This is a genomic window from Streptomyces sp. NPDC107765, from assembly GCF_055657085.1.
This window is the reverse complement of the sequence record NZ_JBVKBL010000022.1, coordinates 1-14,116: the sequence shown is the minus strand read 5'-3', so window position 1 is coordinate 14,116 and position 14,116 is coordinate 1. Positions and strand designations below refer to the sequence as shown.

13 protein-coding genes and 1 pseudogene are annotated in these 14,116 nt (G+C 72.7%); 8 read left to right on the top strand and 6 right to left on the bottom strand.

Features of this window, described 5'->3' with window-relative positions; translation table 11 throughout:
* Window positions 1-10 precede the first annotated feature (10 nt).
* Window positions 11-790, top strand: coding sequence for a glucose 1-dehydrogenase (locus ACZ7MX_RS35925; protein WP_472138429.1), 780 nt, complete (start codon window positions 11-13; stop codon window positions 788-790).
* Between the two features lie 21 nt (window positions 791-811).
* On the opposite strand, the gene ACZ7MX_RS35920 is transcribed toward ACZ7MX_RS35925, so the two are convergent.
* Window positions 812-1,780 carry a ScbA/BarX family gamma-butyrolactone biosynthesis protein gene (locus tag ACZ7MX_RS35920; protein ID WP_472138427.1) on the bottom strand — a complete coding sequence of 323 codons (969 nt, stop codon included), beginning with the start codon at window positions 1,778-1,780 and terminating at the stop codon, window positions 812-814.
* Between the two features lie 121 nt (window positions 1,781-1,901).
* Here ACZ7MX_RS35920 and ACZ7MX_RS35915 point away from each other — a divergent pair, with 121 nt between their 5' ends.
* The gene (locus ACZ7MX_RS35915; protein ID WP_030799099.1) at window positions 1,902-2,546 is read left to right on the top strand and encodes a ScbR family autoregulator-binding transcription factor; all 645 of its coding nucleotides are present in this window, start codon (window positions 1,902-1,904) and stop codon (window positions 2,544-2,546) included.
* 74 nt (window positions 2,547-2,620) lie between these two features.
* Here the strand turns inward: ACZ7MX_RS35915 and ACZ7MX_RS35910 are convergent, their stop codons facing one another.
* Complete coding sequence (locus ACZ7MX_RS35910; RefSeq protein WP_472138425.1) at window positions 2,621-3,421, bottom strand: VOC family protein; 801 nt, start codon at window positions 3,419-3,421, stop codon at window positions 2,621-2,623.
* Window positions 3,422-3,667: 246 nt separating this feature from the next.
* Here ACZ7MX_RS35910 and ACZ7MX_RS35905 point away from each other — a divergent pair, with 246 nt between their 5' ends.
* The gene (locus ACZ7MX_RS35905; protein WP_472138423.1) at window positions 3,668-4,507 is read left to right on the top strand and encodes a sulfurtransferase; all 840 of its coding nucleotides are present in this window, start codon (window positions 3,668-3,670) and stop codon (window positions 4,505-4,507) included.
* A gap of 95 nt (window positions 4,508-4,602) precedes the next feature.
* Here ACZ7MX_RS35905 and sepH read toward each other — a convergent pair whose 3' ends face one another.
* Window positions 4,603-5,661 carry a septation protein SepH gene (sepH, locus tag ACZ7MX_RS35900; protein WP_472138421.1) on the bottom strand — a complete coding sequence of 353 codons (1,059 nt, stop codon included), beginning with the start codon at window positions 5,659-5,661 and terminating at the stop codon, window positions 4,603-4,605.
* A 497-nt stretch (window positions 5,662-6,158) separates the two neighbouring features.
* Between sepH and ACZ7MX_RS35895 the strand changes: the two genes are divergently transcribed.
* On the top strand, window positions 6,159-7,271 hold the full coding sequence (locus ACZ7MX_RS35895) for a hypothetical protein (protein WP_472138420.1): 1,113 nt from the start codon (window positions 6,159-6,161) through the stop codon (window positions 7,269-7,271).
* A gap of 34 nt (window positions 7,272-7,305) precedes the next feature.
* Here ACZ7MX_RS35895 and ACZ7MX_RS35890 read toward each other — a convergent pair whose 3' ends face one another.
* Window positions 7,306-8,649 (bottom strand): D-arabinono-1,4-lactone oxidase, encoded by a 1,344-nt coding sequence (locus tag ACZ7MX_RS35890; protein ID WP_472138418.1) that lies wholly within the window; start codon window positions 8,647-8,649, stop codon window positions 7,306-7,308.
* Window positions 8,650-8,829: 180 nt separating this feature from the next.
* On the bottom strand, window positions 8,830-10,104 hold the full coding sequence (locus ACZ7MX_RS35885) for an MFS transporter (RefSeq protein WP_472138416.1): 1,275 nt from the start codon (window positions 10,102-10,104) through the stop codon (window positions 8,830-8,832).
* A gap of 182 nt (window positions 10,105-10,286) precedes the next feature.
* Between ACZ7MX_RS35885 and ACZ7MX_RS35880 the strand changes: the two genes are divergently transcribed.
* Complete coding sequence (locus ACZ7MX_RS35880; protein WP_472138415.1) at window positions 10,287-11,441, top strand: ferrochelatase; 1,155 nt, start codon at window positions 10,287-10,289, stop codon at window positions 11,439-11,441.
* 97 nt (window positions 11,442-11,538) lie between these two features.
* Window positions 11,539-12,354 (top strand): inositol monophosphatase family protein, encoded by an 816-nt coding sequence (locus tag ACZ7MX_RS35875; RefSeq protein WP_472138413.1) that lies wholly within the window; start codon window positions 11,539-11,541, stop codon window positions 12,352-12,354.
* Window positions 12,355-12,440: 86 nt separating this feature from the next.
* On the opposite strand, the gene ACZ7MX_RS35870 is transcribed toward ACZ7MX_RS35875, so the two are convergent.
* On the bottom strand, window positions 12,441-12,617 hold the full coding sequence (locus tag ACZ7MX_RS35870) for a hypothetical protein (RefSeq protein ID WP_199812429.1): 177 nt from the start codon (window positions 12,615-12,617) through the stop codon (window positions 12,441-12,443).
* Between the two features lie 327 nt (window positions 12,618-12,944).
* On the opposite strand from ACZ7MX_RS35870, the gene ACZ7MX_RS35865 reads away from it, so the two are divergent.
* Window positions 12,945-13,598 (top strand): response regulator transcription factor, encoded by a 654-nt coding sequence (locus ACZ7MX_RS35865; protein ID WP_006602630.1) that lies wholly within the window; start codon window positions 12,945-12,947, stop codon window positions 13,596-13,598.
* 6 nt (window positions 13,599-13,604) lie between these two features.
* Window positions 13,605-14,116: pseudogene (locus tag ACZ7MX_RS35860) on the top strand (two-component sensor histidine kinase); the annotation flags it as partial.

Here is a 14,116-nt window from a genome sequence, read left to right as displayed (position 1 = left end):
GACTCGTCCCATGAACAGCGATCTTCTCCCGGGCAAACTTCTCCCCGGCAAAGTCGTCCTGGTCACGGGGGCGAGCAGTGGCATCGGCGCCGCGGCGGCGCGGGTGTTCTCCGACGAGGGGGCGACGGTCGTCCTGGTCGCCCGCCGCGAGGAACGGCTCGCCGAACTGGCCGGCGCCTTACGGGCCGAGGGCGCCGAGGCCGCGTACGTCGTCGCCGACGTGTCCGTGGCCGAGGATGCCGCCCGGGCGGTGGACTTCGCCGTCACGACGTACGGCCGGCTGGACGCGGCGTTCAACAACGCGGGCATCGGCGGCGACCGCACCCCGCTCCACCTGATGTCCGACGACGTGTACGACACCATCATGGACACCAATGTGCGCGGCGTGTGGAACTGCCTGCGCCACGAGATAGCCGCGATGCTCCCGCAGGGCGCCGGCACCATCGTCAACAACAGCAGCGTGGCCGGTCTGATCGCGATCCCGGCCGCCGCCCCCTACATCGCCTCCAAGCACGCGGTGGTGGGGCTCACCCGGGCCGCGGCGGACGAATACGCCCCCCAGGGCATCAGGGTGAACGCGGTGGCGCCCGGCACCACCCGCAGCGAGATCACCACCGACTGGTTCGCCCGCAACCCCGGCCTGGAGGAGCTGGCCAACTCCGCGACGCCGCAAGGACGTACCGCGGCTCCGGAGGAGATCGCGGCGGCCGCGGCATGGCTGCTCAGCGACCGCTGCCCGTTCCTGACCGGGACGGTGCTGCCGGTGGACGGCGGATTGGTCAACCGGTGAGCCGGCGAGCCACCCGCGCCCTCAGCAGGGCGCTCCGCTCAGCCCCGCGCGGAAGGCGGTCCGGCCTCCCTGGGTGCCGGTGACGAGGACGGTGAGGCGGCCCGAGGGGGTGCGGGGCAGTAACTGCGCCTCGATCCAGCACGGTTCGTCGAACTCGACGTAGCGTTCGTAGGTGCTGATGACCGTCTCCGGGGTGAAGCGGGCCGGTGCGACGGTGGCGTGGGTGGCCTGATAGGCGGCTTCGAGCAGGGCGAGGCCCGGGACGTGATCGACGGGGTGGTCGAACAGCAGCGTGTTGCCGGTGTCGTTGCGCAGTTGCCAGCGGCGCGGGCGGGCACCGGGGGCGAGCATCACCTCGGCCGCTCCGCACCGGCCCACCAGCTCCGGGCGGACCGGGGCGGGGAGCGGCCAGGAGCCCCAGCCGACGCCGAGGTGCTCGCCGCGCAGCCGCCGGTACACCGCCGGCGAGGACCAGGCGAACTCCGCCTCCGCCTGTGCGACGGTCACGTCGCCCTGGTGGAGGCGAACCGCCATGCCCAGGGCGTTGACGCAGCGGCCGCTGCGGCGGGCCTGTGAGACGGCGACCTCGATACCGAGTTCCGTGGGCCCGCGGTCCGAAACACGGAATTTCGGATTCGTCGTGAAATTCAGGTTATGCAGAATCATGTGGTGGCTCAGAGGGACGCCGTATTCCGCGTGAGCGATCGTCAGCCCGCTTTGCCGGAAGGTTTGCGCCAGCACTCTCGGATCGCACCGCCCCTCGTCTGGGGCGGCCGGCCACCGGCCGGTGAGCGAGAATGCGCCGGGACCGCAACGGTTCCAGCCAGTGATGAATACCCGTTCTGCATCCCGGAGATGGGCATATTCCCGCGGAACTCCCGTGGTCACGGCGGTACTTGTGCCGCTCTGAGCATCGAGAACGCGGAGGGTGGGGCCCGGAGACCCTCGGTCGTGGGGCAACGTGTGTATGCGGATGGCGGCTTCGGGCATGGGGGTCCCCTGTATGCGACGCATGTGAAGGAAGTTGCGCGCTGATAAAATACCGGGTCCGCGGTCTTTTTCTGTGCTGCGGTAAAGACTGCGGCAAACACCTGGTCACGGGAGACGCGAGTTGGCGAAACAGGAACGGGCGATCCGCACACGCAAGGCCTGCCTGGTGGCCGCCGCGGAGATTTTCAACGAGTACGGCTACGAAGCCGCCACCATCGCCGCCATCATCGAGCGGGCCAAGCTCACCCGGGGCGCGCTGTACTTCCACTTCACGTCCAAGGAGGAGCTCGCCCGCGGTGTGCTGGACGAAGCGGTGACCACCGAGGGGCTGGTGCCGCAGGTGCTCAAGCTCCAGGAGTGGGTGGACATCTCACTGCTGCTGGCTCACCGCCTGCCCCGGGAGCCCCTGTTGAGTGCGTCGATCCGGCTGTCCGTCGACTCCAAGGCGCGCAGCCTGTTCGGCACCCGCTGGCCCGACTGGATCGTGCTGGGCCGGGAGCTGCTCATCGAGGCCCGGGGGAGGGGCGAACTGCTGCCGCACGTCGACCCGACCGACACGGCCCGGCTGTTCGTCGGTGCCTGGACCGGCGTGCAGCTCGTCGCGGAGGCCGTGCCGAACGCTCCCGACCTGTCCACCGAGATCTCCCGGCTCCTGGAGCTCTTCCTGCCCAACGTCGCCGTTCCCGGGGTGCTGGCGAGGCTGGACACCTCGCCGTTCCGCGCCGAGCGGCTCTTCGAGGCCGGGAAGGCGTCGGCGGTCTCCTGAGTCGGATGCCGGGAGTGAGGCGCCGAGGTGGCGCGGCCAAAGAGACCGCCCGGTATTTTTCTTTACCGCCCCGCTCAGCGCTGCTGGACGATCGTGAACACCGCGCCCTCGCTGTCGGCGACGGTGGCCGCCCGGCCGTGGGCGGAGTCGTGGGCCGGGTCCAGTACCTGGCCGCCCAGTTCGGTGACGCGGCGGGCCGCGGCGTCCGTGTCGGGGACCGCGAAGTACGTCATCCAATGGGGGCCGCGCTCGCGGAGCGGGGTGTTGCCGACGCCGTGGATGCCGGCCACCGGGTGGCCCTTGAGCCGCAGCATCAGATAGTCGGAGCCGGAGCCGGTCCCCGGGTCGGTGCCGTCGGCGGGAACCGGCTCGGCCTCGAAGCCGAAGACGTGCTCGTAGAACGGGCTGACGGTGCCGGTCTCCTGGGTGACCAGCTCGTTCCACACCGGGGTGCCGGGCTCGCCGGTGACCGCGGTGCCCATCATCGTCCGGCCCTGCCAGATCCCGAAGATCGCCCCCTGCGGGTCGGAGGCGATCGCCATCCGGCCCGCGTCGTGGTCCGCGTCCAGCGGGCCGACGCCCACCGTCCCGCCGCAGCAACGCACCTGTTCGGCGGTCACATCCGCGTCGTCGGTGGCCAGATAGGTGGTCCAGGCGACCGGCAGATGGCGGTCGGGCGCCAGCTCACCGACCCCGGCGACCTCCCGGCCGTCGAGGAAGGCCCGCGCGTACGGACCGAAGTGCTGCGGCCCCGGGCGGAACTCCCAGCCGAACAGCGCGCCGTAGAACTCCTGCGTCGCGGAAAGGCTGTGGGCCAGGAGGCTCACCCAGCAGGGCGCGCCGGGCATCCGCCGAGTCGCTGCCTCGGTCGTCATCGTCACTCTCCTCGGAGCATCGGGGGCTGACCATGGGGGTACGGGCGGGGGTCCCGAGCAGATGCTCGCACCCTGTGTCCTGGTGTGCGCCCCGGCCGCGCCGTCCATGGCGCGTTCGCAAAGGAGAATGCCCGTTTTGACGTTTCGAGTCCGTTTCGGAGTGGTCAATGCAGAACCTAACTCCGTCATACGGAGGGTGCGCACCCGCCTTCTGTACGTAGTCGCCGCTACGCAAGGATGAGTCCCATGAATGTCATCATCACCGCTACCGAACTCGCGAGCGAGCTGGCGCGGTCCACTCCTCCCGTGGTCCTGGACGTCCGCTACCAGCTCGGGGGCCCGCCCGGCCGCCCCGAGTACGAGGCCGGCCATGTGCCCGGCGCGGTCTACGTCGACCTCGACGCCGAGCTGGCCGCACCGCCCGGCCCGGCCGGTCGGCACCCGCTCCCCGATCTCGGCGTCTTCGCCAAGGCGATGCAGGCCGCCGGGGTCCGCGCGGACCGCCCGGTGGTCGTTTACGACGGCGGACAGGGCTGGGCGGCCGCCCGCGCGTGGTGGCTGCTGCGCTGGAGCGGCCACCAGGACGTACGGGTGCTGGACGGCGGGCTGGCCGCCTGGCGGGCCGCGGGCGGCGAGCTGAGCCGCGCCCAACCCGCGCCGGAACCGGGCGACTTCACGCCGGTACCGGGCGCGCTGCCGCTGCTGACCGCGGACGAGGCGGCCGCTCTGGCCCGCCGCGGTGTCCTGCTGGACGCCCGGGCCGGCGAGCGCTACCGGGGCGAGGTGGAGCCGCTCGACCGGGTCGCCGGCCACATCCCGGGCGCGGTGTCCGCGCCGACGACCGAGAACGTCGCCGAGGGCGGCACGGTCTTCCGGGACCGGGCCGAGCTGGCCGAGCGGTTCGCAGCGCTGGGCGCCACCCCTGACGCCGAAGTGGGCGTCTACTGCGGCTCCGGGGTCTCCGCGGCGCACCAGGTGCTCGCACTGGCGCATGCCGGCATCCCCGCGGCGCTGTACGTCGGTTCCTGGAGCGAATGGTCCGCCGACCCGTCCCGACCGGTGGCCACCGGCCCGCAGCCCGGCTGAGCCCCGTCACGGGCCGTCCACGGCCCCGTACACGGCCGTCCGCCCGGCCCCTGAGCGGGACCGGGCGGACGGACGGGGTCACGGACGGGCGGCCGCTACTCCGGCTTCTTCCGCCGGGTGCCGAAGACGATCTCGTCCCAGCTGGGCACCGCGGCCCGGCGGCCGGGCCGGACGCCGTCCGCCTCGGCCTGCCGGTCCGTCGTCCCGGTCAGCCGGTCGCGGTGGCCGGCCACCGCCCGCGGCATCAGCACATCGGCGTACGCGGAACCCGCGCCCGCGCTCGCCGCCGGGGCCGGCGGCTCCTCGACCTCGGCCTCGGACTCCTCGTCGGCCTGCGGTGCCTTGGCGCTCTCCGGCACGACCATGTCGCCGCGGAAACTCGGCACCGCCTCCAGCAGGCTGGTCAGCGAATCCCGCTCCCGCTCGCCGGTGGCCTCCTCCGCACTCCGGGCGTCGTCCTCGCCGCCGGCCTGGGCACCGCGCTCCGCGCGCTCGGAGTGCCGGTCCAGCGTGCGGTCCAGCGGCCGGTCGCGCGGCAGCCGGGCGATCCGCGGCACGAACGGGAAGCTCGGCTCGGGCGTGTCGTCGGTCTCGCCGATCAGCGCCCGGGCCTCGTCGTCCACGGCCTGGACGAGCCGGCGCGGCGGGTCGTAGGTCCAGCTCGCCGAGTGCGGTTCGGTGGCGACCCGGTAGACCAGCAGCACCTCCCAGGTGCCGTCGTCCCGGCGCCAGGAGTCCCACTGGACGCTGTCCTTGTCGGCGCCGCGCAGCAGCAGCCGCTCCGCGACCGCCTCGCCGAGCTGCGGGCCGGTGTTCTCACCGGGCCGGCGCACCGGCGTCTTGCGGGCACGTTCGGCCATGAACGCGCGCTCGGCCAGCACCGGGCCCTCGAAGCGGCGCACCCGGTCGACGGGGATGCCGGCCAGCTGTGCGACCTCTTCGGCGGAGGCACCGGCTCTTATACGGGCCTGGATGTCCCGCGGCCGCAGATGGCTCTCGACCTCGATCTCGATCTGGCCCAGCCGCGCACGGTCGTTGCGGACGGCGGCGCGCAGGCGCTCGTCGATCGGAAGCGTGTACTCGGTGCTGTCCGCAGCTTTGAGCACCAGCCGTGTGCCGTCGTTGGAGACGGCCACGACACGCAGTTCGGGCATGGGGACCTCCCGGGTGGTGCCTGCCGACGTCACGTGCGTCGCTGCTTCCGCTAGTCGAGTGTGGCCTGCCCGGGTGCAGCCTGCCACAACATTGCCGAGTTGCCCGGCGTGTCGAGGTTTGGCCCTCAAACGCCGTTATGACACGGTTACCAGTTCGCAACGCTCAGTGACCATGCCGCTTGCCCTGTCGCCGATCACCCGTGCCGAGCGGCGGCGCCCCGGGGTTGAGTGCCGCCATCTGGCCCCTCCCGTGGGTTCCGGGCAGCCGGACGGGAACCGGGGCCAGGGTTGGTCACAGTACTCCATTCGGACCACCGAGGTGGACCGCCGCGCCGCCGAACTTCTGGGGGAACGGTGGCAGTCGGTCACCTTGTCGATCTCTCGACCTGACGCACGGGTGGCGAGTTTCACATATTCCCCAGATTCGGAACCTTTGACTCCGCCAATTGGTCATTTCTCCGTGCAAGATGGATCGAAGGGGCTATCAAAGGTTGGAGATGGACGAAGAAACCGAAACTGGCACGAAGAAGAAGGAGAAGCGGATAGACCTGAGCGTCGCTCAGGTGGCCGGCAGTGCACTCGCCGCGGCCGTCGCCGCGTATCTCGCCGGTCAACTCGGTGTGTACGGAACCATCATCGGCGCGGGTCTGGTCAGTGTCGTGGCCACGACCGGCGGGTCGATATTCCAGCACCTCTTCCGGCGTACCGGCGAGCAGATCAAGGAGGCTTCGGTCAGCACCCGGCCGAGGCCGCGCCGCTCCTCCTCCCGTATCCGATCCACCACCCGCCAGGCCGGTCAGCCCGACCCCACGATGGTGCTGCCCACCTTCGACAAGGAGGGCACGGAGGACCCCGTCACCTCCGTCGCCGCCACGACCTCCGGGCCCGACGCGGCCCGTACGCAGGTGATCCCCCGGGCCGAGACGGCCCGCCGGCGCGATCCCGCGAACGCCCATCCCCTCGACCGGACCCACATGGTGCCGCGCCTGGACGAGCGCACCGTGTCGCCGGGTCGGCGGACCGCTTACCCGGGTGCCGCTCCCACCGCGCCGGCCCCGGCCAGGCCGCCCGTCGGCCGGCCCGAGGAGGTCAGCGCCACCACGTACGGCACTCGGCTGCGCGGCTGGAAGCGGCCGGCGCTCGGTGCGCTCGCGGTGTTCGCCCTCGCCATGGGCGGGGTCACCGCCACGGAGCTGCTGACCGGGCAGACCGCGGGCGGCCAGCAGGGCACCACGCTCGGCAACCTCACCCACACCCAGAGCACCGGCCGGCACCAGCCCGTCACCCCGCGGTCGCCCGGCCCGGGTGACACCCCGGGGGACGGCGGCCGGCACGGCAGCGGCAGCGGTGCGACCCCGGACCCGGGGAGGTCTGGCGACACCGGCAACGGCCGGGGCACCGACCACGGCACCCCGTCGCCGAGCCCCAGCCCGTCCGACGGCGGCAAGAGCTCGCCGGAGCCGGAGAACCCGCCGTCCACGACCCCGTCCCCGAGCGGTTCGGCCGACAGCGGCGACACCGGAAGCGGCGACGCGACCGGTGGCGACCAGGGGAGTCAGCAGAGCGGGCCGGAGGCCGAGGCGGGGGCGCCCGAACCGGGAGCTTCCTGAAACCGGGTGCTCCCGCCCGCGTCGGGTGTCCGGGTCAGTCCCCGAGCACCCGGCGCAGGTAGGCGTTGGCGAACCGGCGGTCCGGGTCCAGCCGGTCCCGGACCGCGGTGAACTCGCCGAACCGCGGGTAGACGTCGGCGAGGTACGCCGCGTCACGGGTGTGCAGCTTGCCCCAGTGCGGGCGGCCCCCGTGCGCGGTCATGATCCGCTCGGCGGCCGCGAAGTACGCCTCGTGGGGCGTGCCGCGGTACATGTGCACGGCGACGTAGACGGTGTCCCGGCCGGAGGCGGTGGACAGCGGGAGGTCGTCGGCCGGCGCGGTGCGCACCTCCACCGGGAAGCTGATCCGGAAGTCCGAGCGCTCCACCAGCGCCTTCAGCTCGCCCAGCGCCGCGACCGCGGCCGCCCGGGGCAGTGCGTACTCCATCTCCACGAACCGCACCCGTCGCGGCGAGGTGAACACCTTGTAGGGGATGTCGGTGTACGTACGGGCCGACAGGGCGCGGCTGGAGATCCTGGCGATGCCCGGTATGGCGGCCGGCACCGCGCGCCCGACGGCGCAGGCGACCTGGAAGACGCCGTTGGAGAGCAGCTCGTCCTCGACCCAGCCGCTGATCCGGCCGGGCGGCGCCGCGGGGCCCTGGCTGCGGTTGTTGCGCTTGGTGTTGCAGTTGCCGGTGTGCGGGAACCAGTAGAACTCGAAGTGCTCGTTCTCGGCGGCCAGTTCGTCGAACCGGCCGGTCACCTCGTCGAACGGCATCGGCTCCTCACGGGCGGTCAGCAGGAACTCCGGCTCCACCGCGAAGGTGAGCTCGCTGATCACGCCGAGCGCGCCCAGGCCCAGCCGGGCCGCGGCGAAGACGTCCGGGTTCTGCCCGGCGGAACAGGTCAGCACCGAGCCGTCGGCGGTGACCAGCTCCAGGGCGGTGACCTGGGCGGCCAGTGACGCCGAGTCCCGGCCGGTGCCGTGGGTGCCGGTGCTGACCGCCCCGGAGACGGTCTGCTCCATGATGTCGCCCATGTTGGTCAGCGACAGCCCGTGTGCGGACAGCGTCTCGTTGAGGTGCTTGAGGGGCGTTCCGGCGGCCACCGTGACCGTGCCGGCCGCGCGATCGACCGCACGGACACCGGTCAGCCGCTCGGGGCGGACCAGCAGCCCGTCGGTGGCGGCCGCCGGGGTGAAGGAGTGGCCCGTACCGGCCGCCTTGACCGTCAGCCCGTCCGCGGCGGCGGCGCGGACCGCGGCCGCCAGCTCCTCGGTGCTCGCCGGGGCCACGCTCCGGGCGGGGCGGGTGGTGACGTTGCCCGCCCAGTTGCGCCACGGGGCGGCGGTGGAGCCGCGCCCTCGCGAGCCGTCGACGGCGTTGCTGACTGCCATGGTGACGTCCCCTCCCTCCACGCGGGCCGGCCGGTCGGCCGCCGTGGGTGTGAGCGCATGATGTCAGTCACGCCGGGCTCCTCCACAGGGGCTGAGCGGAATTGCACGATCAAGGAATCGGCCGTAATCACCCGGCTCCCGGACATCTCGTACCGCCGGTAACCCCCGGGGTCGTGCGACTCACCCGACGGGCTGCCCGTCCTGCCGTTCCGCGGCCGCCGGGCCGCCCTCCGGCAGACCCGCCGCGACCGGGCCCGGCGCCGCGGCCGCCGGCTGCCGGGGGCGGAGCCGGCGGTAGCCCGCGAACGCCACCAGCGCGGCCAGTACGCCCGACGCCCCCGGCACCAGATAGCCGCGCTCGGCACCCGCGGCGTCCACCACCCAGCCGGCCGTCGACGAACCCAGGGCGACCCCCACGGCCAGACCGGTGCTGGTCCACGTCATGCCCTCGGTCAGCTTCGACCGCGGAACGTGCTCCTCGACCAGCGCCATCGTCGTCACCATCGTCGGGGCGATGGACAGCCCCGCCACGAACAGCGCGACGGCCAGCAGCGGCAGCGAACCCACCAGCTGCAGCGGCACCATGCTCACCGCCATCGCGCACACCCCGATCACCCAGCGGCGCGACGGATGGCCCTTCAGGTGCAGCAGCCCGAAGATGGCGCCCGCCACGCACGAGCCGAGCGCATACACGGCCAGCACCAGACTGGCCGCCGTCTTGTGCCCGGCCTCCTCCGCGAACGCCACCGTCACCACGTCGATCGCCCCGAAGATCGCGCCGGTCGCCACGAACGTCCCCACCAGCACCTGGAGCCCCCGCGAACGCATCGCCGAGCCGCTGGCCTGCTGCTCCCCCCGATGCGGCACCGGCTCCGTCGCCCGCTGCGCCGTCAGCCAGAACACCCCGGCCGCCAGGAAGCACCCCGCCAGCAGCGGCCCGGCCTCCGGGAACCACGCGGTGGACAGCCCGATCGACAGGATCGGCCCGACGATGAAGCACATCTCGTCGACGATCGACTCCCACGAGTACGCGGTGTGCAACTCCCGCGGAGAGCCCCGGTACAGCTCCGCCCAGCGCGCCCGGACCATCGACCCGACGCTCGGCACGCACCCCGCACACGCCGAGAAGACGAACAGCACCCAGTCCGGCCACCGCTGCTGGGCACTGAGCAGCAGACCCGCGACCGCGGCGAGCGACACCAGCGTGGCCGGACGCAGCACCCGGCGCTGGCCGTGCCGGTCCACCAGCCGGGAGATCTGCGGGCCGAGCACCGCCGCGGACAGCGCGAGGGTCGCCGACAGTGCGCCCGCCAGGCCGTACCGCCCGGTCAGCTGGGAGACCATCGTGACCACACCGATGCTCATCATCGACAGCGGCATCCGGCCCAGCAGCCCGGCGGCGGAAAAGGACTTGGTGCCGGGGCGGCCGAAGAGGGCGCGGTAGGGACTGGGCAACGGGGGCGCTCCGCCGGATGAGGACCGAAGATCGGTAAGGAATGTATGTGGCCGATACAGCTTACGGTCGGGGCCGAGTCCCACGCCTCCGGTTTTTCGGACCGATCCCGCCGCGCCCGCCGGCCGTCCGCGTACCGGGACCTGGCCGCCGCACCCGGGGGAGGGGTGGCAGGATCGATGCCATGCCCGAACAGCGCGACCCCCGCCCCTACGACGCCCTGCTGCTGCTCTCCTTCGGCGGCCCCGAAGGCCCCGAGGACGTCGTCCCGTTCCTGGAGAACGTCACCCGCGGCCGCGGCATCCCCCGCGAGCGCCTCAAGGAGGTGGGGCAGCACTACTTCCTGTTCGGCGGCGTCAGCCCGATCAACGCCCAGAACCGCGAACTGCTCGACGCGCTGCGCAAGGACTTCGCCGAGAACGGCCTGGAACTGCCGGTCTACTGGGGCAACCGCAACTGGGCGCCCTACCTGACCGACACCCTGCGCCAGATGGTGGGCGAGGGCCACCGCCGCATCGCCGTACTGGCGACCAGCGCCTACGCCTCGTACTCGGGCTGCCGCCAGTACCGCGAGAACCTCGCCGACGCGCTCGCCGCTCTCCAGGCCGAGGGACTGCCGGTCCCCGAGGTCGACAAGCTGCGGCACTACTTCAACCACCCCGGCTTCGTCCGGCCGATGGTCGACGGCGTGCTCGCCTCCCTCGCCGCGCTGCCCGAGGGCGTCCGCGACGGCGCCCACCTCGCCTTCACCACGCACTCCATCCCCACCGCCGCCGCGGACACCTCCGGCACCCCGGGGGACCACACCGAGGACGGCGAGGGCGGCGCGTACGTGGCCCAGCACCTGGACGTGGCACGGGTGATCGCCGACACGGTCCGCGCGGAGACCGGGGTGGACCACCCCTGGCAGCTCGTCTACCAGTCCCGCAGCGGCGCCCCGCACATCCCCTGGCTGGAGCCCGACATCTGCGACCACCTGGAGGAGCGGCACGCCGCCGGCGTCCCGGCCGTGGTCATGGCTCCCATCGGCTTCGTCTCGGACCATATGGAGGTCAAGTACGACCTCGACACCGAGGCCACCGCCAAGGCCGCCGAACTGGGGCTGCCGGTCGCCCGGTCCGCGACCGTGGGCGCCGATCCCCGGTTCGCCGCCGCCGTCCGCGAGCTCCTCCTGGAGCGCGCCGCCACCGAACGCGGTCGCACCCCCGAGCGCTGCGCCCTGGGCTCCCTGGGTCCCTCCCACGACCTGTGCCCGGTCGGCTGCTGCCCGGCCCGCACCCCGCGTCCGGCCGCGGCCGGCGCCGACTGGCGGGGCCCGGTCGCCGGCGGCCCCGCGTAACCCCGTACCCCGCGGCGGCGGACGCCCGGCGGCTGCCCCGCGTGCCGTACGCCGCCCGACCGCTGCCCGACCGCCGCTCGTCCCAGCAAGGAGCACCGTGCCCGACCCGACGCAGACCGACGCGCTGTACGACGACCTTCTGGAGCTGGCCCTGGAGGCCGCCCGCCGCGCCGGGACGCTGCTGCGCGACGGCCGGCCCGCCGACCTGGGTGTGGCCGCCACGAAGAGCAGCCCGATCGACGTCGTCACCGAGATGGACCTCGCCTCCGAGAAGCTGATCACCGGCTTCCTCGGGGAGCACCGCCCCGACGACGGCTTCCTGGGGGAGGAGGGCGCGAGCATCGAGGGCACCAGCGGCATCCGCTGGGTCATCGACCCCGTCGACGGCACCGTCAACTACCTCTACGACCTGCCCTCCTGGGCGGTGTCCATCGCCGCCGAGAAGGACGGCGAGGTGGTCGTCGGGGTGGTCGCCGCCCCGATGCGCGGCGAGACCTGCCACGCGGTCCTGGGCCGGGGCGCGTACAACAACGGCGAGCCGGTCCGGCACCGGCCCGCGCCGCCGCTCTCCCAGGCGCTGCTCGGCACCGGCTTCGCCTACCTGGCCGACCGCCGCGCCGCCCAGGCCGAGGTGGTGCGCACCCTGCTGCCGCAGGTCCGCGACATCCGGCGGGGCGGGTCGGCCGCCATCGACCTGTGCGACGTGGCCTGCGGCCGGCTGGACGCCTACTACGAGCGCGGGCTGAACCCCTGGGATTTCGCGGCCGGTGCGCTGATCGCCCGGGAGGCCGGGGCCCGCACCGGCGGCCGCCCCGGACAGCCGGCCTCCCACGAGCTGACCCTCGCCGCCTCCCCTGAGCTCTTCGCGCAGCTCCAGCCGCTGCTGGACGAGCTGGGCGCCTGGCACGACTGAGCCGCGCCCGTGCCACCCTCCGGGCACGACCGCGCCCCGGCACCCTGTCCTGGGTGCCGGGGCGCGATCCCCGTACGCCGGCGTGATCAGGCGTTGCTGACCGCTCCGTAACGCACACCGTGCTCGTTCGCCAGCCGCTGGAGGTCCTCGAGCTCGGCCTGCTCGACCTCGACGAGGAAGTCATCGCCCGCGCGGCGGGCCCGGTCCAGATCGGCTTCGGTGTTCTCTATGCGCTGCAAAATGCCTGCGGTGAACGCGTCCATGTGCGCCCCCTCGTCGTGGGTCGGTGGCACGGGGGTGTGCCGACGGTGGGTCGATCACGGCGTGGTCCCTGTGGAATGGATCAGTTCAATGGCATGTGGGTCGCCAACGACAGGGCGTGATCGCGGGTGTGCAGTCGTCCTCCCCACCCGCAACCTCAGGGAAACCTCAACCCGCCCAGGAATCCTGCCGAGCGGGCCCCCAGCGCCCGGGCCCCAGGCCCCGCCCCTCCCGCCTTACTGCCGGTTTATGGCTCTTCGGGGCAGGATGGAAGGGCTCCGAGTGATTGTTGTGCCCGCCCGATCGGGCCGTGAGGAAGGACTAGCGACGTGCGTGTTCTCGTCGTCGAGGACGAGCAGCTGCTCGCCGATGCGGTGGCCACCGGACTACGCCGGGAGGCCATGGCCGTCGACGTGGTCTACGACGGCGCTGCCGCCCTGGAACGGATCGCGGTCAACGACTACGACGTCGTCGTGCTCGACCGCGACCTCCCGGTCGTCCACGGCGACGACGTCTGTCGCAAGATCGTCGAGCTGGGGATGCCCACCCGCGTCCTGATGCTCACCGCCTCCGGAGACGTCAGTGACCGCGTCGAGGGCCTGGAGATCGGCGCGGACGACTACCTCCCCAAGCCGTTCGCCTTCACCGAGCTGACCGCCCGGGTGCGCGCCCTGGGGCGCCGGACGACCGTCGCACTGCCGCCCGTCCTGGAGCGTGCCGGGATCAAGCTCGACCCCAACCGCCGCGAGGTCTTCCGTGACGGCAAGGAGGTCCAGCTCGCTCCGAAGGAATTCGCGGTGCTGGAGGTGCTGATGCGCAGCGAGGGCACCGTCGTCTCGGCCGAACAGCTCCTGGAGAAGGCCTGGGACGAGAACACCGACCCGTTCACCAACGTCGTGCGGGTCACGGTCATGACGCTGCGCCGCAAGCTCGGCGAGCCCGCGGTGATCGTCACCGTCCCCGGCTCGGGATACCGGATCTGACCGGCGATGCCTTCCCTGCCCTCGTTCTCCAAGCCGGCCGCCCCGCCGCCGCCCATTCCGCCCAAACCCGCCTGGGACCCCCGCCCGCCGGTCAACGTCCGGCCCTTCCCGTGGCTCCGGCCGACGATCCGGATACGGCTGACGCTGCTGTACGGCGGGATGTTCCTGATGGCCGGCATCGTGCTGCTGACCATCATCTACATGCTCGCCGCGGACGCCCTGCACGACGGCAGCGCGCTGCCGCTGAAGATCCTCGGCGGGAAGTTCGAGTCCACCAGCGACATCTGCGACCTGCCCACCCAGACGTCCGGACCGCTGCTCCAGCAGGCCGTCGAGCAGTGCCTCCAGCACCAGCGCGCGCTGGCGCTCAACAGCCTGCTGAACCGTTCGTTGCTGGCGTTGCTGGGGCTGACGGTGGTGGCATTCGCGTTCGGTTATGCGATGGCGGGGCGGGTGTTGTCGCCGTTGGGGCGGATCACGCGGACCGCGCAGCGGGTGGCCGGGTCGGATCTGCACCG